At 63.3% G+C, this 17,573-nt stretch carries 22 protein-coding genes, 1 tRNA gene and 1 pseudogene; 6 read left to right on the forward strand and 18 right to left on the reverse strand.

Annotated features, from left to right (window positions below):
- Positions 1-267: 267 nt before the first annotated feature.
- Positions 268-768, forward strand: a complete 501-nt coding sequence (locus ASD42_RS25820) for a hypothetical protein (RefSeq protein WP_156677588.1) — start codon at positions 268-270, stop codon at positions 766-768.
- 27 nt (positions 769-795) lie between these two features.
- On the opposite strand, the gene ASD42_RS34570 is transcribed toward ASD42_RS25820, so the two are convergent.
- Positions 796-951: a hypothetical protein gene (locus ASD42_RS34570; protein ID WP_156677589.1), complete on the reverse strand. Its 156-nt coding sequence runs from the start codon at positions 949-951 to the stop codon at positions 796-798.
- A 324-nt stretch (positions 952-1,275) separates the two neighbouring features.
- On the reverse strand, positions 1,276-1,521 hold the full coding sequence (locus ASD42_RS25825; protein WP_056821808.1) for a hypothetical protein: 246 nt from the start codon (positions 1,519-1,521) through the stop codon (positions 1,276-1,278).
- A gap of 210 nt (positions 1,522-1,731) precedes the next feature.
- Here ASD42_RS25825 and ASD42_RS25830 point away from each other — a divergent pair.
- A tRNA-Asn gene (locus ASD42_RS25830) sits at positions 1,732-1,804 on the forward strand.
- A gap of 57 nt (positions 1,805-1,861) precedes the next feature.
- Here ASD42_RS25830 and ASD42_RS25835 read toward each other — a convergent pair.
- The 12 genes and pseudogenes from ASD42_RS25835 to ASD42_RS25880 all read right to left on the reverse strand — a co-directional run bounded on the left by ASD42_RS25835 (position 1,862) and on the right by ASD42_RS25880 (position 9,902).
- Positions 1,862-3,028 (reverse strand): site-specific integrase, encoded by a 1,167-nt coding sequence (locus tag ASD42_RS25835; protein ID WP_200950518.1) that lies wholly within the window; start codon positions 3,026-3,028, stop codon positions 1,862-1,864.
- Positions 3,029-3,494: 466 nt separating this feature from the next.
- The gene (locus ASD42_RS35755; protein ID WP_442938674.1) at positions 3,495-4,271 is read right to left on the reverse strand and encodes a replication initiator; all 777 of its coding nucleotides are present in this window, start codon (positions 4,269-4,271) and stop codon (positions 3,495-3,497) included.
- Between the two features lie 149 nt (positions 4,272-4,420).
- Positions 4,421-5,363, reverse strand: a pseudogene (locus ASD42_RS35910) (replication initiator); the annotation flags it as partial.
- On the reverse strand, positions 5,360-5,962 hold the full coding sequence (locus tag ASD42_RS25845; protein ID WP_056821294.1) for a hypothetical protein: 603 nt from the start codon (positions 5,960-5,962) through the stop codon (positions 5,360-5,362). The pseudogene ASD42_RS35910 and the gene ASD42_RS25845, both read right to left, overlap by 4 nt.
- Complete coding sequence (locus ASD42_RS34580; protein ID WP_156677591.1) at positions 5,959-6,183, reverse strand: hypothetical protein; 225 nt, start codon at positions 6,181-6,183, stop codon at positions 5,959-5,961. Before ASD42_RS34580 ends, ASD42_RS25845 begins: the two co-directional genes overlap by 4 nt.
- Entirely contained in the window at positions 6,180-6,371 is a 192-nt protein-coding gene (locus ASD42_RS25850; RefSeq protein ID WP_056821296.1) for a hypothetical protein, read from the reverse strand. Before ASD42_RS25850 ends, ASD42_RS34580 begins: the two co-directional genes overlap by 4 nt.
- 207 nt (positions 6,372-6,578) lie before the next feature.
- Complete coding sequence (locus ASD42_RS25855) at positions 6,579-7,943, reverse strand: FtsK/SpoIIIE domain-containing protein (protein ID WP_056821298.1); 1,365 nt, start codon at positions 7,941-7,943, stop codon at positions 6,579-6,581.
- The gene (locus ASD42_RS25860; protein ID WP_056821300.1) at positions 7,943-8,332 is read right to left on the reverse strand and encodes a hypothetical protein; all 390 of its coding nucleotides are present in this window, start codon (positions 8,330-8,332) and stop codon (positions 7,943-7,945) included. The genes ASD42_RS25855 and ASD42_RS25860 overlap by 1 nt, the downstream gene beginning before the upstream one ends.
- Positions 8,332-8,556 carry a hypothetical protein gene (locus tag ASD42_RS25865; RefSeq protein ID WP_056821302.1) on the reverse strand — a complete coding sequence of 75 codons (225 nt, stop codon included), beginning with the start codon at positions 8,554-8,556 and terminating at the stop codon, positions 8,332-8,334. Before ASD42_RS25865 ends, ASD42_RS25860 begins: the two co-directional genes overlap by 1 nt.
- A 1-nt stretch (position 8,557) precedes the next feature.
- Positions 8,558-9,169, reverse strand: a complete 612-nt coding sequence (locus ASD42_RS25870; protein ID WP_084787336.1) for a DUF2637 domain-containing protein — start codon at positions 9,167-9,169, stop codon at positions 8,558-8,560.
- A gap of 2 nt (positions 9,170-9,171) precedes the next feature.
- Entirely contained in the window at positions 9,172-9,453 is a 282-nt protein-coding gene (locus tag ASD42_RS25875) for a hypothetical protein (RefSeq protein WP_156677592.1), read from the reverse strand.
- 5 nt (positions 9,454-9,458) lie between these two features.
- Positions 9,459-9,902 (reverse strand): hypothetical protein, encoded by a 444-nt coding sequence (locus ASD42_RS25880; protein WP_056821309.1) that lies wholly within the window; start codon positions 9,900-9,902, stop codon positions 9,459-9,461.
- A gap of 231 nt (positions 9,903-10,133) precedes the next feature.
- Here ASD42_RS25880 and ASD42_RS25885 point away from each other — a divergent pair, with 231 nt between their 5' ends.
- Positions 10,134-10,832 carry a GntR family transcriptional regulator gene (locus ASD42_RS25885; protein WP_056821311.1) on the forward strand — a complete coding sequence of 233 codons (699 nt, stop codon included), beginning with the start codon at positions 10,134-10,136 and terminating at the stop codon, positions 10,830-10,832.
- 67 nt (positions 10,833-10,899) lie between these two features.
- Here ASD42_RS25885 and ASD42_RS25890 read toward each other — a convergent pair whose 3' ends face one another.
- Together ASD42_RS25890 and ASD42_RS35640 are read right to left on the reverse strand one after the other, a co-directional pair.
- A complete protein-coding gene (locus tag ASD42_RS25890; RefSeq protein WP_056821314.1) occupies positions 10,900-11,730 on the reverse strand; it encodes a hypothetical protein in 831 nt (276 codons plus the stop codon).
- Positions 11,731-12,831: 1,101 nt separating this feature from the next.
- A complete protein-coding gene (locus ASD42_RS35640) occupies positions 12,832-12,966 on the reverse strand; it encodes a hypothetical protein (RefSeq protein ID WP_268793552.1) in 135 nt (44 codons plus the stop codon).
- A 507-nt stretch (positions 12,967-13,473) separates the two neighbouring features.
- On the opposite strand from ASD42_RS35640, the gene ASD42_RS35450 reads away from it, so the two are divergent.
- On the forward strand, positions 13,474-13,641 hold the full coding sequence (locus ASD42_RS35450) for a hypothetical protein (RefSeq protein WP_235569826.1): 168 nt from the start codon (positions 13,474-13,476) through the stop codon (positions 13,639-13,641).
- Between the two features lie 323 nt (positions 13,642-13,964).
- Here the strand turns inward: ASD42_RS35450 and ASD42_RS25900 are convergent, their stop codons facing one another.
- Positions 13,965-14,477, reverse strand: coding sequence for a hypothetical protein (locus ASD42_RS25900; RefSeq protein ID WP_156677593.1), 513 nt, complete (start codon positions 14,475-14,477; stop codon positions 13,965-13,967).
- Positions 14,478-14,759: 282 nt separating this feature from the next.
- On the opposite strand from ASD42_RS25900, the gene ASD42_RS25905 reads away from it, so the two are divergent.
- Positions 14,760-15,347, forward strand: coding sequence for a hypothetical protein (locus tag ASD42_RS25905; protein WP_056821320.1), 588 nt, complete (start codon positions 14,760-14,762; stop codon positions 15,345-15,347).
- 177 nt (positions 15,348-15,524) lie between these two features.
- Here the strand turns inward: ASD42_RS25905 and ASD42_RS25910 are convergent, their stop codons facing one another.
- Positions 15,525-15,878, reverse strand: coding sequence for a hypothetical protein (locus ASD42_RS25910; protein WP_056821321.1), 354 nt, complete (start codon positions 15,876-15,878; stop codon positions 15,525-15,527).
- Between the two features lie 1,072 nt (positions 15,879-16,950).
- On the opposite strand from ASD42_RS25910, the gene ASD42_RS25920 reads away from it, so the two are divergent.
- Complete coding sequence (locus tag ASD42_RS25920) at positions 16,951-17,481, forward strand: hypothetical protein (RefSeq protein ID WP_056821323.1); 531 nt, start codon at positions 16,951-16,953, stop codon at positions 17,479-17,481.
- The last annotated feature ends 92 nt before the right edge of the window (positions 17,482-17,573 follow it).

Raw genomic sequence — 17,573 nt, forward strand, 5'->3', positions numbered from 1 at the left:
GCTGTGAATCCCACCTCGCACTTGCCGCGTATCGCGCCCCTGACCGATCGTCGGCGAATTCTTCTGCTAGGCAGAAACTTTCGGTCGAAGCCGGTAGCCTTTCCGCTGCGCGGGCTTCGAGCCGTCGGCTGTGTCCGCGGGGGCGAAGATCAAGCAGGGTCTGCTGGGGAGCTGAAACGGGGGTTCGGTGGTCGATCCACGCGTTATCGCGGTAGTCATCCCCCGATCGCCGAGCAGCCATGATTGCCGGACACGAAGGTGGAGACCGTGACAAGCACTGCCAAGCGCCCAGGATCGCGCATTCTCATCGTCCTACTGCTCGCCCTCTTCGGCCTCTGCCTCGGTTCCGTGGCCCTGTTCTCGATCACCCAACCGGTCAACGTCGTCGCCTACTGGCTCGGCTACGGGGAGACCATGCGGGTGAAGGTAACCACAGGGTCTTCGGGTTCCAGCTTCGGAAGCGACGGCAGGCCCGGCGAAGGACGGGTGGACGCCGATGGCCGGACAGTGCGGCTATACGGGGTGGACGCGGGCGATGTCGTCACCGCGCGGCCACGGCTCATCGACATCGGTGCTGAGCCGTACGCCTACCACAGTGCGCTCCGGGCAGCCGAGGACCTGGTATGGCTGATCCCCACCGCACTGTTCGGGTTTCCCTTCGCGCTCTTGCTTCTCGGCGTATTCGCGCCACAGCGTCTATCGCGCGTCACTCAGTGGCTCAACAACCGATCCGGTAAACCGGGAGGATCGCCGCCGGCTACGCAGTGAGGCCGAGAACGCGGCGTAGCGGGCCGGTCAGGTGAGGTCTGGGTCTTCGACAGCGGCCAGGAAGGTCGGCAGATGGTTGCCAGGGACCGTCTCGACGGGTTCCGTACTTACGTCGCTGAGATTCTGGGCGCTGAACAATGACACCGGTGCGGTGCCGATAACGTTCAGTTGCGGATCGGTCATAACGATTCCCCCGTGTATCGGTTTGTCTGAGCTGTAGTTTCGCCGAGCCTAGTGGAGGGACATCACGGTGCTCGCGCAACGGCTCACCGAACTCGAAGCCCGGCAGCCAGGCCCCGAGACCCGAGACCGAGGACTCGCGCGCTGTGCCTGTCGAATGCGCTGAACCGCAAGGAATCTCGCAAACCACAGCGATCCCGGCGCTGATCAGCCAGTTCGACCATGAGTCAGGCGGAATCGGATCGAGCCGTCCCCGACGTCGAAGCTCCCTTGGTATCGGCGCAATGCGGACCTACCTGCCACCATCCGACACCGGCCCGAGTGGGCTCAGCGGCGCAGCTGGTTGTGCGGGATCAGCACCGTGGTGCGCTCGTCGATCGGCTCCATCGGCTCCAGCTTCGGCTGGGTGCTCAACTTGTCCGACAGCTTCTGCCGGCTCACCGACACCAGCTTCCTGGTCACCGGACTACCCGCGACCGCTCGCGAGGCCGCAGTGATCTGTTCGTAGCGCGCCCGACCGGCCTTCGTACCAAGCACATAACCGGCCGCTACGCCGATGATCAACCGCAGCATCTCCTGGAGCTCCTCCCACGTCTGTGTGCGGGTCCATCCTGCCCCAGCCGCCCCACCCCTGTCGATCCGGCCACCGTTCGACAGCACATCGTTATACGCCGCATGTCCGCAGGTAGCGCCCCGATTTGGGTTCCCGCGACACGATGCGCTAAAGTTTCATCTCGGTCAGCCCGCCAAGGCAGACCGCCTGAGTCTAACCACCCAGGGCAATCCCCTATAGCTCAATTGGCAGAGCAGCCGACTGTTAATCGGCAGGTTTCTGGTTCGAGTCCAGATGGGGGAGCATAAAAAGCCCCTGACCAGCGCTTCTGTGCGGAAGTCAGGGGCTTTTCTCGTACCATCAGGCGCTAAAGTTCCGGAAAGTCTCCGAAAAGTCGCCCCGCGTCGGTCTTCGACCATCAGCCGGTCCCATGCCACCCATCACGGCATCATGGATCACCGCCGCGGCGTCATGGTGCACCTTTCCACGCCGCATGTACTTGCGCTGAGTCATCGCCGGATCGGCATGCTGGAGCACATCCGCGGTCACTCGGGCCGACAACTTCGCATCATCGAGGACCATCGCCACAAGCTTGCGGAAGGCATACGGGCTCAGATCGTCGGGCAGTTCGAGGGCTTCACGCACTCGCTGCCACTGGTGCGAGACGTTGACAGGATCCCGCAAGGTCCATTCCGTCGACGGAAAGATCAGATCCACGTCGTAGCCGATCGGCGGAGGGCAATCCCGCTTGCGCTGCTCCATCCGCTCACGACGCCGGTCGAGCATGTCCACCGCGTAGCCGGGAAGGGCGATCGTGCCCTGCGGGTTCTTGGGGTCCCTGTCACGAACCACTCGGACCAGGCCCTTGCCCTTGACCCGGATGACCTTGCCCACGGTCCGGATCTCCTTCTTCTTGCTGTCGTAGAACGGCCACGCGAGTCCGAGGACCTGGCTGGGACGCTGTCCGATCGCGCTCATCATCACGATCACGTCGGCCAGGTCCGCATCGTCGCAGTACTCGGCGACCGTGGGCGGGGTGTAGGTGCGGATACCGCGAGCTTGCTCAGCCTTGGTCAACTTGCGAGGGCACGGCACCGTGGACCAGTACACCGAGGCGAGGATGAATCGCAGGTCGTCTATCTCGATATGGCCCGCTCCCCCGGTCCTGCCTTTGGCCTCCACGTTCTCGGGAATCTCGGCTTCTCGAACAGGATTCACCTCCAGCGCGTTCTTGCGGACAGCGAATCGGAACATCCCCGACATCATCGACCGGGCATTGAGCATCGAGCCCCGACCATGCCCAGCGGCGACGGTATCCAGGAAGGTCTCCGCCGTGCTCGTCTTGAATTCCTCCGGACCGATACGGCGAAATCCGTACTCGGCGATCAACATTGCCGCCCAACGGTCGTACAGCGCGAGCGTGCCTTCGGCGCGGTCCTTTTTGACCAGATAGACCCGGTACGCCGTCCACAGCTGAGAAACAGTCGTCGCCCTGGTGATCTCACTTTCGGAGTCCGGGGCAAGCATGGATACCGCCTCACGCACGGCCACCTCGGCACGACTTCCGTCCTTGTCCGGAATTCGCCGGCCCCGGCTGTCGTAGCGGTCCGGTGACACTCGGCTGACTCGGCGTGGTCGCCCACTACGGTCCCGGACCCACGTCTCAGCTTCCCAATGACCCGGACGGAGCTCAGTTCGCCGGACATTTCCAGGAACGCCGACAGGACGCGGCGGTCGACCAGTTCTAGCCATCGGTCCCGGTGTACCGCTCGTCGGTCTGCATTGCATCCATAGCCGCATGCAGGGCATCGATGTCCCAAAAATATTGCCGCCCACGACGTTTCGGAGTGGGAAGCGCGAACGGTGCAGAGCCTTCGCGATGCCAGCGCCGAAGCACCTCCGGATGGCAATGGATGATTGCCGCTGCCTCTCTGGTGTCGGCCCAGCGCGTAGCGGTGAGTCCAGTCTGTAGGCGTTGCATCGTGATCCCCTCTCAGGCTGCTTCGTGTTGCTGAACGGAAGTCGTTGGGTCTGGCGGTTCGGGAGCAAAAGCCATTCGTGCGGCGGTGTATTCGACCCGCCATATCGAGCGGGCATTCACCAGCGCCATCACGAGGTGTTCGCGCGGTGGTGCGTCCGGATCGCCCGGCGGGACCGGGTACACGCGCACGTGTGAGAGCTGTTGCCGAACAAACTCCGCGCGTTCGGCCTTGTGGTCGGGCAAGGTCTTGCCGGTCCACTTCTTCGAGTTCAGGACCCGGCGACCAGGCAGACCGAGGGTGTCGCGGCGGTGCGCTTTGCCCTTGCAGTAGCCGGGCTGGGTCTTCTCGCTGGCACCCTTGGGGACGATCCCGTAGCGCAACCACACCCCGCATTTCGGCGAGCAGGGCGTCACGCACATCTCCGCGTGCAAACGGTCGTAGTGTTCGGCGACACGACGCGAACCCGGTTCGAGCAGGTCGGCGACACTCTTGGTGAGGTACTTGGTCAGGTAGCGCACCCGTCGTTCCATCTTGTCGGTGCCACCGAGGATCTGAATCGGCTTGGCCTGCAAACCGAACCGGATCACGTGAGCCGGTTCGAGGTCGTCTACCTCGTCCATCACCGCGAGAGCGTCATCCCAGGAAGTCAGCGGGTCGCCGGTTTGGGGGTCGACGAAAGTGCCGGCGACGTAATCCCATTCGGGCATCTGTCCGTCGCGGTAGACCGGCTTGTCGAAGTGCGGCCACCAGATCTGGCGGTAGGTCGCCGCGGTGACCGCCTTGAGCATCTTGTTCGACACCGACCCACGAATAGCGATGTGCGCGTGCGGGGCCCCACGCTTCTGCGGTTCGACACTGCCGAAGTACTGCACGTCCCAGCCGACGGCCCGTCGCAGGTTCTGCACCCAGCGATCGACCAATGCGGCGAAGTGGATGNTCGACACCGACCCACGAATAGCGATGTGCGCGTGCGGGGCCCCACGCTTCTGCGGTTCGACACTGCCGAAGTACTGCACGTCCCAGCCGACGGCCCGTCGCAGGTTCTGCACCCAGCGATCGACCAATGCGGCGAAGTGGATGGCGTCACGGGCAGCGCGGGAGTAGTCGTAGGTTTCGGGGTCGACCGGGGAACCATCCGAGACCAACGCACCCTTGCCGTCTTTGCCTGCCTTGGGGTCCCACACCTGGTTAATTGCGCCGTAGCTGCCGAGGGTGACCGTCAGGAACGTGGAGGGCTGGTAGCCGTTGTACACCTGACCCAAGGTCCGCTTTTCGACCTTGCGGCGAGGCAGGTTCGGCACGTCCTGGCGACGGCGAGTGGACTTCGCCTTACGACGTGGCTTCTCATCCAGAGACGGAAACCTGCCCTTCACACCGAGGTCCCGCAATTCGGTATCTATCTCGGCGACCAAGGCCCGGATCGAGTCGGCGAGGTCGGTGTCTTCGTCGTCGAGGGCCAGGCGGAACTGGTCGAACAGGAGTCCGCGGGCACTGAGCAAGTCTGTTTGTTCCTGAGTCGGCTCGACGGTCTCGTCGACCGGTTCCTTACTCAGGCACCACCCTTCACGGAGCTGGTTCATGCGAAGGGTGCGGTAGGCCTTGGCGCAGGCCGGGCAGATCGCTTCGAAGCGGCATTTGCACGGGGCACCGACGTAGGAGATCTTGCCAGTGGAATCGTCGACGGCCCGCATCGGAATGACCCGAGCACACACGCCTTCCTTCTCGGCGGCCGATTCGGCGATGTCCTTGAGCGACGGCATCGCCCGACGCTGAGCGGCAGTTGTACGGCCGAGGGAAGCCGCGGGCACGGATTGGGCGGTGTTGGTGGTGGTGTCCATGGTGCGGCCTCCCTCAGCTAGGTGATCGTTGGTGGTGTTCATGCGGCCTTGCGCGACGGCAAGGTTTTGAATCCGGCCATCGATTCGAAGTCGACGACGATCGGTTCGGCCAGCGAATCGGAGCGGCGGAATGTGATCTCGAGGAGGCTGGCGCCGACGATCGCAACTCGGGCGTGGCGGGTACCGAAGGCGTGGGCCAGGTGCTCGACACGGTTTTCCCAGTCGGCGGGGGCATGTCCGGGCAGCATCTTTACCCGGACCGTGTCCAACGATTCCCCGATCCGCACACCCATCAGCCGCGGGACGCTCACCCGGTCGCCGTCCTTCTTGGTCAGCAGGCAAGCATCCATCACAGCGGCCCAGCGGCGGCGGTAGCGGAACCAGGCCAACCAACGAGACCGGATGCGACCGGTGAGCCAGCGCTCGAAGGTCTGCGGGCTCAACACTCGCCACAGCACCATCCCCGCGACAGCCACACCAGCCACCCCGACCCCGGGAACCGACACCATCGGGAACAGGACCGCCAACCACACCAGGTGGAACGCCGCGGTGACGATGGCGACCAAGAGGTTGCCGAGCATTTCCATGACCACGTCGCCGAAGTCGGTGTCGTTCGTGGTCGTGGTGGTTGTGCGAGTCATGCTGGGGTCCAATCGAATTCGAGCTGGGTGGGAGCTTCTTCGTCACTGGAGAAGGTGAGCCACGGGTCAGCTGTGTTGTGTCGGTAGACCACTTCGGGGCTTCGACTGTCCTTGCCAGCGGCTATGTAGGCATCTCCCGCCACGCGAGCTTTGGGCAGCGGGTGGACTGTCTCGCCGACGAGCAGGCCCCAATGCGGGGCGTAGGCCGGTCCTTTCGTCATGCTGCGTCGTCCCATCCGTCCGTGCCGTAGTCGTTCCAGGCGGGGGCGTGGCCGGTCTCGGCGAGCATCGTGACCGCGACGGCGAGGGGGTCCAGGCCGCGGGCTTCGGACCGGCAACGGCTGCGGGTCTGGAAGTCGATGACGTCGGCGAGACCGTTGTCGGTGCGGGTGTTGTTCTTGCGTGCCATGGTCAGTACTCCTTGTGATCGGCGGGGAAGATGCCGCAGACGGTGCATTCGAGTTCGGTGAACCGATGGCCATCGCGCTGGCACTGCTGAGTCGCGACGCAGATGTCACAGACGACGGTGTCGCCGTCGTAGACCCAGCCGCTTGCACGGTCGGCGGTGAGGAACGAAACGGCTTGGTTGGTGGAGTCGAAGCAGATCGATTCCCCGTCAGCGTCGGTGAGGATGTCGCCGCAGGTGTCGCAGTAGGTGACGACGTGGGATTCGGTCCGCCTGCCCGAGGTCGTCGTCTTCGCCGGGGATGTAGTCGGGGTCGAAGTCGGTGTAGTCGGCTTGGGGTGTGTAGTCCGGTGCGGGTGGGCCGTAGACGGCTACCAGGGTGTCGATGTCATCATCGGTGACCATGAACGCCCGGACCCGCGCGAATCCTTCTTTGCCGTCCTCGGCGACGTAGCCGACACCGGGTGTGTCAAAGGGGATTTGGTCGCAGCGGGCACCCCTGTCCTTGGCTTCTTCGCCGTGGATCATCCTGATCTGGTTGGACTCCTCGAGGCGCAAGCCGATGCGGATCGGAAACAGTTGCCGGTTCGGCATCGTCTCTTTCGAGGGGTCCTGCACAGCCGCAGTGACCGAGTAGCCGACCGCACGGCCCTGGGTTTGCAACATGCCCGTGTGCTGACGGAACTGCTCCTGCTCCTCGCGAGAAGCGAACGAGGACAGGGCCGCGCCTTCGTCGATGACGATCCACACCAGCGGCATATCGGGTGACGGCGTGAACTTGCGGATCCGGGCAGCCTTGAGCTGGGCGGTACGTTCCTGCATCTGCGCGACCGCGTCGGCGAGCATGCCCAGGATCCCGGCAGCGGTCCATTCGAACCGTGTCCACAGCTCCTCACCACGGGAAAATTCCATGCCGCCCTTGGGGTCTGCCACCCACACATCGACATATCCAGCGGTGATCGCGGGACCGATTCCAGCGACCAGCGACCACAACACCGAGCCCTTACCCGATCCGGTGGCACCGGCGAGCAAGATATGGGTACCGAGCAACCGGACCAGCCACAGTTGACCGTCCTCACGCACACCCACCGGGACCGCCGACAGATCGACACCGGTAGCGGTGAACGCATCGGGATGGACGACTACGGGATCGGCAAGAGTGTCCCAGCACCGCAAATCCAGAGCCAGGAAGCCTGGACCTGTTTGTGTAACAAGTACTTTCGGTACACCGAGGTACTGGGCGAGCTGGTCGCGGGTGTCCTCGTTGGTCCAGTCCGTGACCTTCTGACCGCCGAGCATCTGCACCTCAGCGACAGCACCGGACGGCACCCGAGTCATCGTGAGAACGTTCGGCCAACCGCGGTCAGGACCTCCGAGTCCGATCGCGACCCACATGTAGGCGAGCTGGCGGGAGTCGGTCATGATCATGACCGCAGTACGCAGTTCGGTCGGCACATGCGCCAACGGGTCAGATTCCGAAGCCGAAGCCGCAGGACGTACCCCATCGAGGCGACGCCACCACAGCATCATTCCGGTGGCCAGGATCGTCGACAGAGCGACAACAGTGGTGCCCATCAGAGGACCCGCTCTCGGCAGCAACGCCACTGGCAGGGCTCCGCGGTCACGTCCACGAACGGGATCGGCGGGATCGGCTCCACAACCTCGCCACGCTCGACCTCCGCCTTGGCCGCCACCATCGCGATACGCCCGTCAACGACAGCAGCGGCCAGGATGTCGATCAGCTGCATGGCATCGTCGACACCGAGTTCCATCCGGAAAGATGGTGTTCCCGGCACATGACCGAGGCTGAGCACAATTCCGCCGTGGCCGCGGTTGACGTAGTCGAAGTACCGGGCAGCGGGAACGCCGGTGTCGAGGTAGAGACGGCTACCGACCTGCATCTCGGCGCGAACCCAATTCGGTTCCTTGTTGAAGACCCAGTGACCTTCCTGCTGGTGCAGCATCACGCCACCACCCGCAGAGTCGAGGTGCGAGCTTCCAGCGCTTCGGCGAGCTTGTCCACCAGGTCAGCGGCATCGGCGAAGGTGAGCAGCAGACAGGAAGCACCCAGCTTCACCTCCACCGTGTCGAACCGGTGGACAAACCTTGCGTCGATCGCCTCGACGGTGCGCAGGGCGGTCTTTTCGCCCAACGGGATCAGAACTGAATGTGGCAGCGGGTATTGCATGTCAATGACCTCCTGAAGGGACCGCGACCGGAACAGGGCGCGGAGGTTGGAATGGCTGGACCACCCGCACAGGTGGCGGTGTGGTCGGCCGGACAGGTGCCGGGAGAATCGGCGAACTCGTCGGCATCGGAGCCGGAACGGGTTCGGGGGTAGGGGTTTTGGCCGTTTCGGCCACGACAGGTGGCGTAGTGGGTGCGAGCTTTGGGGTGTTGCGAGAGCGCAGCAGCACAGCCAGACCGTGGGTGTCGAGCAGCAGTGCGGCGGGGGCGATCACCGCGAGGATCGCAGCCAAAGCACCATGACCCGAGACCAGTGCGTGAGCGATGTTCCCGCCGATCGAGACCGTGGCCCCGGCGATCAGCACGCGGGTGAAGAAGGTTCGTTCGGGGCTGTCGGCCAGGGCCAGGACCGCGATCGTGGCTTGAATGATGGTGCCGTCCACGATCACCGGGAACAGCCACGCCAGTCCGTTGGGAGTGTGAGCCCTGATCGCGAGGTCACGCAGAGCCGCGAACGAGAGAACGAACGCGGCCCCACCGATGACTAGGACGATGAGAACGGCGGACCAGCGAGCCCACCGAACACTTTTGGGCTGCTGATCCGCCGTACTCACGGTCACGCCGCCTTGGGCTCAGTCGCGGACTTCTCAGCGGCCACCTGCTCGGCGCGGACATGCTCGGCGGCATCGTGTTCCATCACCAGGCGCGGAAGTTGTTCGAGCAGCGCCCGTGCATCTTCGGCCGTCAGAGCCAAGCGTGCGCCGCCGTACTTCATGTCGAGCTCGATGCTGAAGTAGGCGGGGATGGTGGTGTTCTCGTCATAAGACGCCGGACGCGGTGCGGTGTAGCTGACGAGGATGCCCCGCGACAACGAGGTGTGAGTGGTGATGAAGGACATGACGATCACGCGGCCTTGCGCTCGACGGTGACGTTGCGGGCACCGGAGTTATCGCCCTCGATGCCACCGGCATAGAACTGGTAGCCCAGGTACTTGAACTCGCCCTGCCCCATCACCTTCGGCTCCGCGAGCAGGCCCTCCAACACGATCTGACGCATCCCCGGCAACACCTCCGGCGTCGAGGGAACCGGCGCGTGCTCGGCCAGGAAGATCAGGTCGAAGCTGGCGCGCTTGGACTTGGTCTCGTCCGGGTCGGTGACCGTGGCACGCCACATCAGCAGCTGAGTGCCCTCGTTGGTCTTGGGGTCGTAGTCGCGTCGCTGCTCGGGAACCGCGTTGCGGTCCGGGTTGTACTTGATCAGCGGCTCGATCTGGCCCTGCAGGATCAGGCCCATCGGGAACGCCTCGGTGTGCGAGACGGGGAAGCGGTTACCGCGCTTGAAAGCCATGATCTTTTCTCCTTGGTGTCGGGGGCTTCGGTGGGTGTCGATTCGGTTGGTCTGTGGGCCCCGTAGACCTAGTGTATGTGCAGTTGTGTATACACACAAGGACTTGATGAAAAGTTGCGAATGCCGGACGTTTGCCACGTTGGGCGTATGTGGGGATTGACCTGTGTGTATGACTAGTTGCGTATACTGAGGAAAGTAGGTACACGCTCAACGCGAGAGGGATGAGAATTCATGTCCGAGCCGCAGTACGTAGCCATCGCCGGTAAGTTCGCCCGCGACATCCGCAGCGGCAAGCTGATGCCTGGCACCCAGCTACCCAGCTACGCGGAACTCACGGCAAAGCACAACGTTTCGGCCATCGTCATTCGCGCGGCGATTGACCTGCTGATCAGTCAGGGGCTTGTTAGGACAGTGCCCCGCCGAGGGACATTCGTCGCTGATCGCCCGAATCTGGTGCGCGTGTCCCCGGAGCGACAGCTCGAGGACCCCGAAGAGACGTTCCGCAGCGAGTCGGATGACGAGTCTGAGCAGAAGGTCGTAATCGACCGGCACGTCCAGCAGGTCAGTGCCAGCGACGAGGTGGCCGCTGCGCTGGGACTGAAGCCAGGGACCCGGGTGACGCACACAATCACTCGTGCGAGCGAAGACCGCCGGCCTATTTCCATCTCGGACACCTACCAGCCGATCGGCATCGAGGGCATTTCCGGCGCGACGTTCCTCGAAGAGACCCTCTCCGACAGTCTCCCGACGGCGACGCATGCGGAATGGTTGAGGGCTTCGCCTGGTGGCCTGGTGAAGTCAGTCTATCAGCGCTTCATCGCGCCAGGCGATCAGGTCGTGATGATCTCGTACGTGTCGTACCCACGCGATCGCTACGAGGCGTTTGTCTTTCGAATGTCGTTGAATCCTACGGCTGCGACGGAGTCCTAGCGCACGTCGAAATCGAACGGCCCGGTCACCTCACATTGCTGGGGTGACCGGGCCGTTCTGGTGTGTTCTACCGATGCAAGACCCATCCTTGCGCGACGTCGCAGTTGCGGAACCAGGTCACGTAGTCGGCGTCCTCCGCGACGAGCTCCCACCGATCCGCGAGGCCCGCGAAAAATGCGTCATCGCCGGTCTTTCCGCCCTGCGGCTCCCCGATGAACACCAGCTGATTGCCACCGTCGCGCTCGAATGCGGCTAGTGCTTCGGACGCCATCGGATCTCCCCACCCGGGCGGCCAGCACAGGAACAACACGGCATCGGACTTGTCCGCAGTTGCGTATGCTTCGAGACCCTCAACCGGGTGCCATATGGCCTTCTGCCCGCTCTTCACGGGGAACGACGGGTTCACCGCCTCATTCGGAGGCTCGGAATCGTAAGCCATGACCCGGCATCCAGTGTTGGCGAGTTGACTGGCCCAATATCCGCGACCGGCTCCCAGTTCCAGCAGCGTGCGGCCAGCGGCGAAGTCCCCGACCCACGCCAGGGTTTCAGGTGATGGAATCGCGTACGCGTAGGTGGACTGGAGAACCGTCTCCGCGTAGGCGAGTCGGGCCTTACCCGACTGGCCATGGATGACACGGTGTCCTTCGTCGTCTCGTGAGACGACTGGTGCCACGACTTCCCAATACGGGTTGCCGGATGGCGTCGATCCTCCAGTCAGGAAATGCACCATCCTGAGATCGAACGATGCGTCCCGCTCCGGATCACCCGAACCTGGAAGGCGCATCACGGTATCCAGATAGTCCGCGACGTGGGGAAACGTGGCGTCCAACCTCGCTTCGTCGTTGAGTAGCTCTGTCAATTCTGCTTGTCGCTCTGTCGTCAGTGCTAGCCCGCTCATCGTTCGATTCTGAGTCATCGCGCGACGAACCGGTGACGTTGCTGAACGATTGGCTGCGCTGCAACACCGACGATCGATGCTGACCTGACGATTGATACAGGCACCGTGGATCCCGACGAAGCGGCACATCGGATCGACTCGGCGATCTAGACACCTACCCAGGTGATCTAGACACCCAATCAGGTGATCCAGACCCCTACCTGGGTGTTGCTTGTCAAGTACAATCGGACGCATCACGCGAGTGATGCCGAGCGGGTGGACGCCGTTGCACCGACGCCCACCCTGATGAACTACCTAGCCCGTCGAACTCGGCTGACCAGGAACAGAGCCCCGGCGATCACGGAAGCTGTCGCAAGCAGCAGACCGTAATCGACCGGGGTTTCTTTCATGCTCCGGCGGTGTTTAGGCATGTTCCTCACCTCCTTTCCCGGCACGGCACGGTGACCAGGTCCCGTACCGCCCCTGAGCTGGAGGTGATCCCAGGGTACTCGAGGCATCACGACACGGAACCGTTTGCACCCCACACACTTCCGGCATCCGAGTCATGTTCTCGACGGGCGAACGACTCTTCGAGCTACGGCGACCGAGCACGTAGCCGGTGTCCGCAGCTCCCGCACAATCACCACCCAGCACAATCACCACCGAGCCAACGAGCCTCAGCCCGTCGTCACTTCGATCGCGGAGCAGCAGAGTCGGGGAATGTCCCAGTTGCTGAGCACCCGTCACTTCACGAAGTTATTGCTGAATTTGGCTATATAGAGTCAAGGCGCCTGCGGCGGTGCGTGCGCGCCGCCGCCGCGCTACGACGCGCAACCGGTCTTGCTCGTACCTCACCGCCCGGCGCGTCGGCACGTCGGCGACGAGCACGCGCTATCAGCAGACGCCAGAACTCCTGAAAGCTCACCACAGCATCGGCCCCGAGCAATGGACGAGGCCGACGAGAGCCAGGCCGCGGATTGCTGAACGGAATTCCCGAGCCCGATTCGGCCGGCATATGCCCCCGATCGACGGCCACCAGCACACCGATTCCCGAACGGTGCTGCCGCACGAGCTTCGCTCGATTGCCTCATAAGGCCCTGCCTACCGAACCCGCGTCGACGGTCACCACAACGTCACCAGCCCACCCCGAATCCGCAGCATGGTCCCGATCACCAAGCCGCTCACCAGGTGCGCCGAATTGCTGAACGGAATCCGCGGTAGTTGGTACCGGCGTAGGTGTCGGTGCGGTGCTGCCATCACTTCCGGTGGGTGGCGGGGTCGGTGCAGCCGCGGGGGATGCCGCAGATCGTGGCGGGGGTGATGGCCGAGGGCCTTCCGTGTCGACAGAATCTGCCGATGGCGTACCAGACCACCCCCACCCCGGCAAGGACCAAGCGTTGTCACCACCCGAGGGGGTCACCCGCGGCGGCGTCATTTTCAGCGGGTGTCATCTCACCTTTGGGTTGGTCAGCCGGGTGACCCCCTCGGGCGGTGAGCCCTTGCCGGGGTGGGTGCGGCCTGGTCCGGGNCGTCATTTTCAGCGGGTGTCATCTCACCTTTGGGTTGGTCAGCCGGGTGACCCCCTCGGGCGGTGAGCCCTTGCCGGGGTGGGTGCGGCCTGGTCCGGGCGAGCCCAGATCCCACCGACACGGAAGGCCCCCGACCATGAACATCACCCCCGCCACGATCTGCGACATCCGCGACTGCACCGACCCCGCCACCCACCTCGCCGNCAGATCCCACCGACACGGAAGGCCCCCGACCATGAACATCACCCCCGCCACGATCTGCGACATCCGCGACTGCACCGACCCCGCCACCCACCTCGCCGAAGCCGAGTGGCAGCACCGCACCGCCACCTACACCTACTGCCCCACCCACTACCGCGCCTTCCTCACCACCGAACGTTCCCTCGCCGCCCTCGACTGCTGACCGGGAGGGGGCTTCGGCCCCTTTTCTCACCGCCTGGCCGCCGTCAACGAAGCCGGTAGTAGGTCGCCAACGACGTCGACCCCGGGCCCGGCGCCCCTATCCAGCGAATTGCTGAACGGAAATCGGTACCTCACCGCCTGGACGACGAGCACCGAACACGCAGGTCAGAGGATTCCAGAGTCGCCGTTCGCGCGGTTTCGGATCACCAGCCGTCAGACCGGGGCCGATTGCTGAACGGAATCCGCCGGCTGAATCGGTGGTATCGCGACCGGTGGCCGCGTGACCTTGTTATGGGTTGGCTCGCATTGTGATCCGACGCCCTCTTATCTCAAGAGACGTACGCTGGCATCCTTGACGTAGTTGCTCCTTGCGGTGACCGTTGCTGCCCACTTCTCTTTCGCAGTCGACATGCGTTGCTCCTCGGGAACGCTCCGACCGTTGGTCTCGAGGAAATCGTGCAACTCGTTCAAAGCGATCTGGAACGGGCTCATGGTCTGAAGGAGTTCGTTCGGACCAGCCATCTGTGCCCCAGCGCGTGAGTCGAGAAGGCCGTTCCAGCTTTCCGAAAGACGTGTCAGTTCAGCTCCTTCCGACACATAGAGGGTGGTGCTGCTCGACAACTTCATGACGCGTCGGCATTCGCCCAGCACATGGTCGGCGGTCTGCAGATAGCGCATATGCAACTCGAACTGGCGATCCCGTACACCGTGAGTCCTTGCGGCTCCGGCGAGGTTGACTTGATGTCGCCCGGTAAGCCAGCTTCCGACCAAGGTCACCCCACCGCCTACGAGCGCTCCAGAGAGACCGACTATCGCAGGTGCGAGTTCGAATGCCATGTAGCGCAGGCTAGTACGCCCCACAGGCGGCGGACAGGAGTTTCGCGACCTCGGGCCGAGGGCCCTGAATCTAGCGGTAGATTTCGCACGTGGGGCGTGGCTGGTTGCGTAACCTCTGCCTCCTCATGGCCCGATTATCTGACCTCGCTCTGCCGAGTCAAGGGATAGAGCGCCCTTGACACGACCTCCCTCAGTTCAGGGATGGCCAGTATGAGGAAGCCGGAGAAGGAAGTCGCAGAGAATGTGCACAGACCCAGGTCCGAAGGGCGGCATACTTTCCCAGTGAAAGAACACGCCGATGAAGTACGAATCAACCTTCGGATCCACAACCACTTGGACGATCCGCCCAGCGACGACTGGACACTCGTGTTCCGCGCGCGCAGCGTCGACCAAGTCGAGGTGCGGCAGTTCATCGAGAGCCAGTTCCCCAAGCAGGACCAGTTCGTACTGGATGAGCGCCGCTACCAGTACTCCTGGGGCAGCTCAGCGATGGCTTGGTCCTTCGCCGCAGAGATGGCACCTGTGGTGGGGTCCGCGATTGCGACCGGTGTTGTCGGTAATGCCGCATGGGACGCCATCAAAGGAATCGGAAAGCGACTGCCACGCCTTTGGGGTGGCGCTGAGACCGACGAGACTTTGCCGATCACCGATGACTCCGCCAAGCGCGAGGCAGTCCGACTTGTCACCGCGCGCTATCGACTGGGGCCGGAAAGCGCACCCCGTCCCGTGAGCGTCACAGCCGACCTCCAGTCTCTGCGATCGACCGTCGTGCTCGACTCACCCACCGGTGTCCGGTACGAGGTAGAACTGCAGCGTATTGCGGACGACATCAGCCTCGCGAAGATCACGGTCATAGAGCCCACGAACTAACGCCGAGGCCCCCGAGTGTCACCACGTTGTCACAAGTACCCCGAACAACCCCGGATGTGGCCGGACAGAATCGGCAGGTCACGGTACTCCGGAAGATTGACAAGTACCGGTACGAACGGGCCGAGGCTGCCTCCGGAGCAGACGCGCGCCCAGCGGCATGAGCGAACATTGATTCCCCTAGACGGGACGATTGGGCGGCGGTAGTCGGTCAGTTGGACCGAGTGTGTCCAGTCGTACGTCAAAGACGAACGGCACATCGTCGGGGCCGCCGGATAGCCACCATGTACTGACGGTAGCTATGTCGTCGTCGATGTTCTCGATGGTGCACTGGATTGTGGTGGGACATGGGTAGGCCGATGTGGGAAGCAGTTCCCCGCCGAAGTAGGCGCTCTTACCGACCAGTTGGTGAGGTCGGCCGTGTACATCTACCAACTCGACCAGCACGATGCCCGGTTGCGGATCGTAGCTGAGCCAATAGACAGCGACGGCAGGCAATTCACAGCTATCACCGCTTCCCAAGATCTCTTTCACTGCAACAGCGTATCGATCCGACGGTCCGCAAGCGGACAGGAGCGTGCGCGATACTCGGCATGAGCGGACGTTCGATTGCCGAGTGCCGTCCGCGTGGAGTCGTCTTCCTTACGCGGACGGCAGGGCACCAATCCGCCGGCTACCGATCCTCGGCGTGGTCGACCGCGGCCGGAGCGGCTAGATACCGTGCCCAGATCGCCGCGGTATCAGTGGTCGGTTCCGATCCCAGCGCCGGTTCGTACTGCGGCACTGGCCGAACTACTACGTGCTGTGTCTCTGTCATGCCTGGTTAGACGTTGCCGAACGGAAAACGGTTCCATCGAGTTTCGTAGCGACCTGCGGGCGTGGCCGAGGCCGGATCGAAACTGCTGACAGATCGATGGATAATCGAACGTATGTGCGAATCGCTCCGACTCTACCTGCGCAACGGGCGCTGGACGGAACCGGCTCCCCGCTACTGCCCGAACGGTCACCGGCTCGGTCCAGGCCAGGTGCTCGTCGGCGCGGTGCCTTGCCTGCGGAGCGGTGGTCACCACCGAACGCACACATGCCGAGTCTGCGCCACGACGACCTACACCCCACCGCTGCACACCGACTGCGATCACTACTCCTAACCGAGGTCTCCGGACACGCGAAGTTGTCACGGCGTTGCCACATCTCACCCAAACGACCCCGGACACAGCAGGACCCCACGGAAGCATTTCGCCACTTCACGGAGGGGTGCGGACGCCAGCAGATCACCAGCAGACACGAGCTTTTCTACTCGTAATGAAGAGGCGCCGGAATACTTCCCGATCACCAAGCCGCTCACCGGGTACAAGGTCGGCGGTATCGCGACTGGTGGCCGCCTCGGTTCGCCTACATTTTGCGTTCGTGCGCCCTCACGCGCCACTGCGCTGTTGACCTACCAGTGATGGCTTCGCCACCCATGACTCGCCCTGCCCTCGGTGCAGAGATTCCCAGCACGAGGAAGCAGGAAGGGAAGTGTGTTGCTGAAGCCCTCGTAGGGCGCCCCCGGCCTGGGTGCGTGTTGAACAATAACGGTACCGCGAAACAATGCGACGATTCGACGGTGACGTGGACCGAGTCCCTGGTTGTGGGCGGTATTGCCGTAGTCAGCTCTGCCGCGACCCTGACCATTCAATCGCTGTTCCAAAGTTCGCTGGCGGCTACCGAACGCCAGCATCGGCTGGTCATGGTCAACGATGAGCGACTATGGCTGCGGCGAGCCGACCTATACGTCGAGATGCTAGGTCAGCAAGGAGGTGGCATGGCCGAGGGATATAGGGGAGCGCGCACAGAGAAGGAATGGGCAGCGCAAAGGGAGCTAGTCCCCCGAGTCCTTGCGTTCTCATCAAGTTCCGTTCGAACGGCCTGGAACGCCTCCGCCGAAGCATCGCGAGAGCTGGGCGACTACGTTGACAATTTTTGGCCCCAGTGGCACGCCGCTGAGCCCGAAGACCGCGAGGCGATCGAAATCGAGATGCATCACGACACGCATCTTCGTCAACTGGAAAGTGCCAGTGCGGAATCCGCGAAGAATCTCGAAAATCTAATCCGCAGCGAGCTGAAGACGGCCCATGAAGATGCCGCTGGGCAATGAAGGTTGCACGACTTGCCCGAGTGTTGAGGCTGGAGCGCAGCGGGGACCAGAACGGGACCACACGCTACGAACGATGGTGAACAACCACAATC

Source organism: Nocardia sp. Root136 (genome assembly GCF_001427185.1).
Classification (GTDB): domain Bacteria; phylum Actinomycetota; class Actinomycetes; order Mycobacteriales; family Mycobacteriaceae; genus Nocardia; species Nocardia salmonicida.

Excerpts from the sequence above, each read along its gene's own strand:
- ASD42_RS25850 (WP_056821296.1), bottom strand. The coding sequence starts at position 6,371 with ATGGCACGCAAGAACAACACCCGCACCGACAACGGTCTCGCCGACGTC.
- ASD42_RS25880 (WP_056821309.1), bottom strand. The coding sequence starts at position 9,902 with ATGGCTTTCAAGCGCGGTAACCGCTTCCCCGTCTCGCACACCGAGGCG.
- ASD42_RS25900 (WP_156677593.1), bottom strand. The coding sequence starts at position 14,477 with ATGGCATTCGAACTCGCACCTGCGATAGTCGGTCTCTCTGGAGCGCTC.
- ASD42_RS25845 (WP_056821294.1), bottom strand. The coding sequence starts at position 5,962 with ATGACTCGCACAACCACCACGACCACGAACGACACCGACTTCGGCGAC.
- ASD42_RS25860 (WP_056821300.1), bottom strand. The coding sequence starts at position 8,332 with ATGCTGCACCAGCAGGAAGGTCACTGGGTCTTCAACAAGGAACCGAAT.
- ASD42_RS25825 (WP_056821808.1), bottom strand. The coding sequence starts at position 1,521 with ATGCTGCGGTTGATCATCGGCGTAGCGGCCGGTTATGTGCTTGGTACG.
- ASD42_RS25885 (WP_056821311.1), top strand. The coding sequence starts at position 10,134 with ATGTCCGAGCCGCAGTACGTAGCCATCGCCGGTAAGTTCGCCCGCGAC.
- ASD42_RS25890 (WP_056821314.1), bottom strand. The coding sequence starts at position 11,730 with ATGAGCGGGCTAGCACTGACGACAGAGCGACAAGCAGAATTGACAGAG.
- ASD42_RS34570 (WP_156677589.1), bottom strand. The coding sequence starts at position 951 with ATGACCGATCCGCAACTGAACGTTATCGGCACCGCACCGGTGTCATTG.
- ASD42_RS25835 (WP_200950518.1), bottom strand. The coding sequence starts at position 3,028 with ATGCTTGCCCCGGACTCCGAAAGTGAGATCACCAGGGCGACGACTGTT.
- ASD42_RS35640 (WP_268793552.1), bottom strand. The coding sequence starts at position 12,966 with ATGGCAGCACCGCACCGACACCTACGCCGGTACCAACTACCGCGGATT.
- ASD42_RS35755 (WP_442938674.1), bottom strand. The coding sequence starts at position 4,271 with ATGCTCAAGGCGGTCACCGCGGCGACCTACCGCCAGATCTGGTGGCCG.
- ASD42_RS35450 (WP_235569826.1), top strand. The coding sequence starts at position 13,474 with ATGAACATCACCCCCGCCACGATCTGCGACATCCGCGACTGCACCGAC.
- ASD42_RS34580 (WP_156677591.1), bottom strand. The coding sequence starts at position 6,183 with ATGACGAAAGGACCGGCCTACGCCCCGCATTGGGGCCTGCTCGTCGGC.
- ASD42_RS25865 (WP_056821302.1), bottom strand. The coding sequence starts at position 8,556 with ATGCAATACCCGCTGCCACATTCAGTTCTGATCCCGTTGGGCGAAAAG.
- ASD42_RS25875 (WP_156677592.1), bottom strand. The coding sequence starts at position 9,453 with ATGTCCTTCATCACCACTCACACCTCGTTGTCGCGGGGCATCCTCGTC.
- ASD42_RS25855 (WP_056821298.1), bottom strand. The coding sequence starts at position 7,943 with ATGGGCACCACTGTTGTCGCTCTGTCGACGATCCTGGCCACCGGAATG.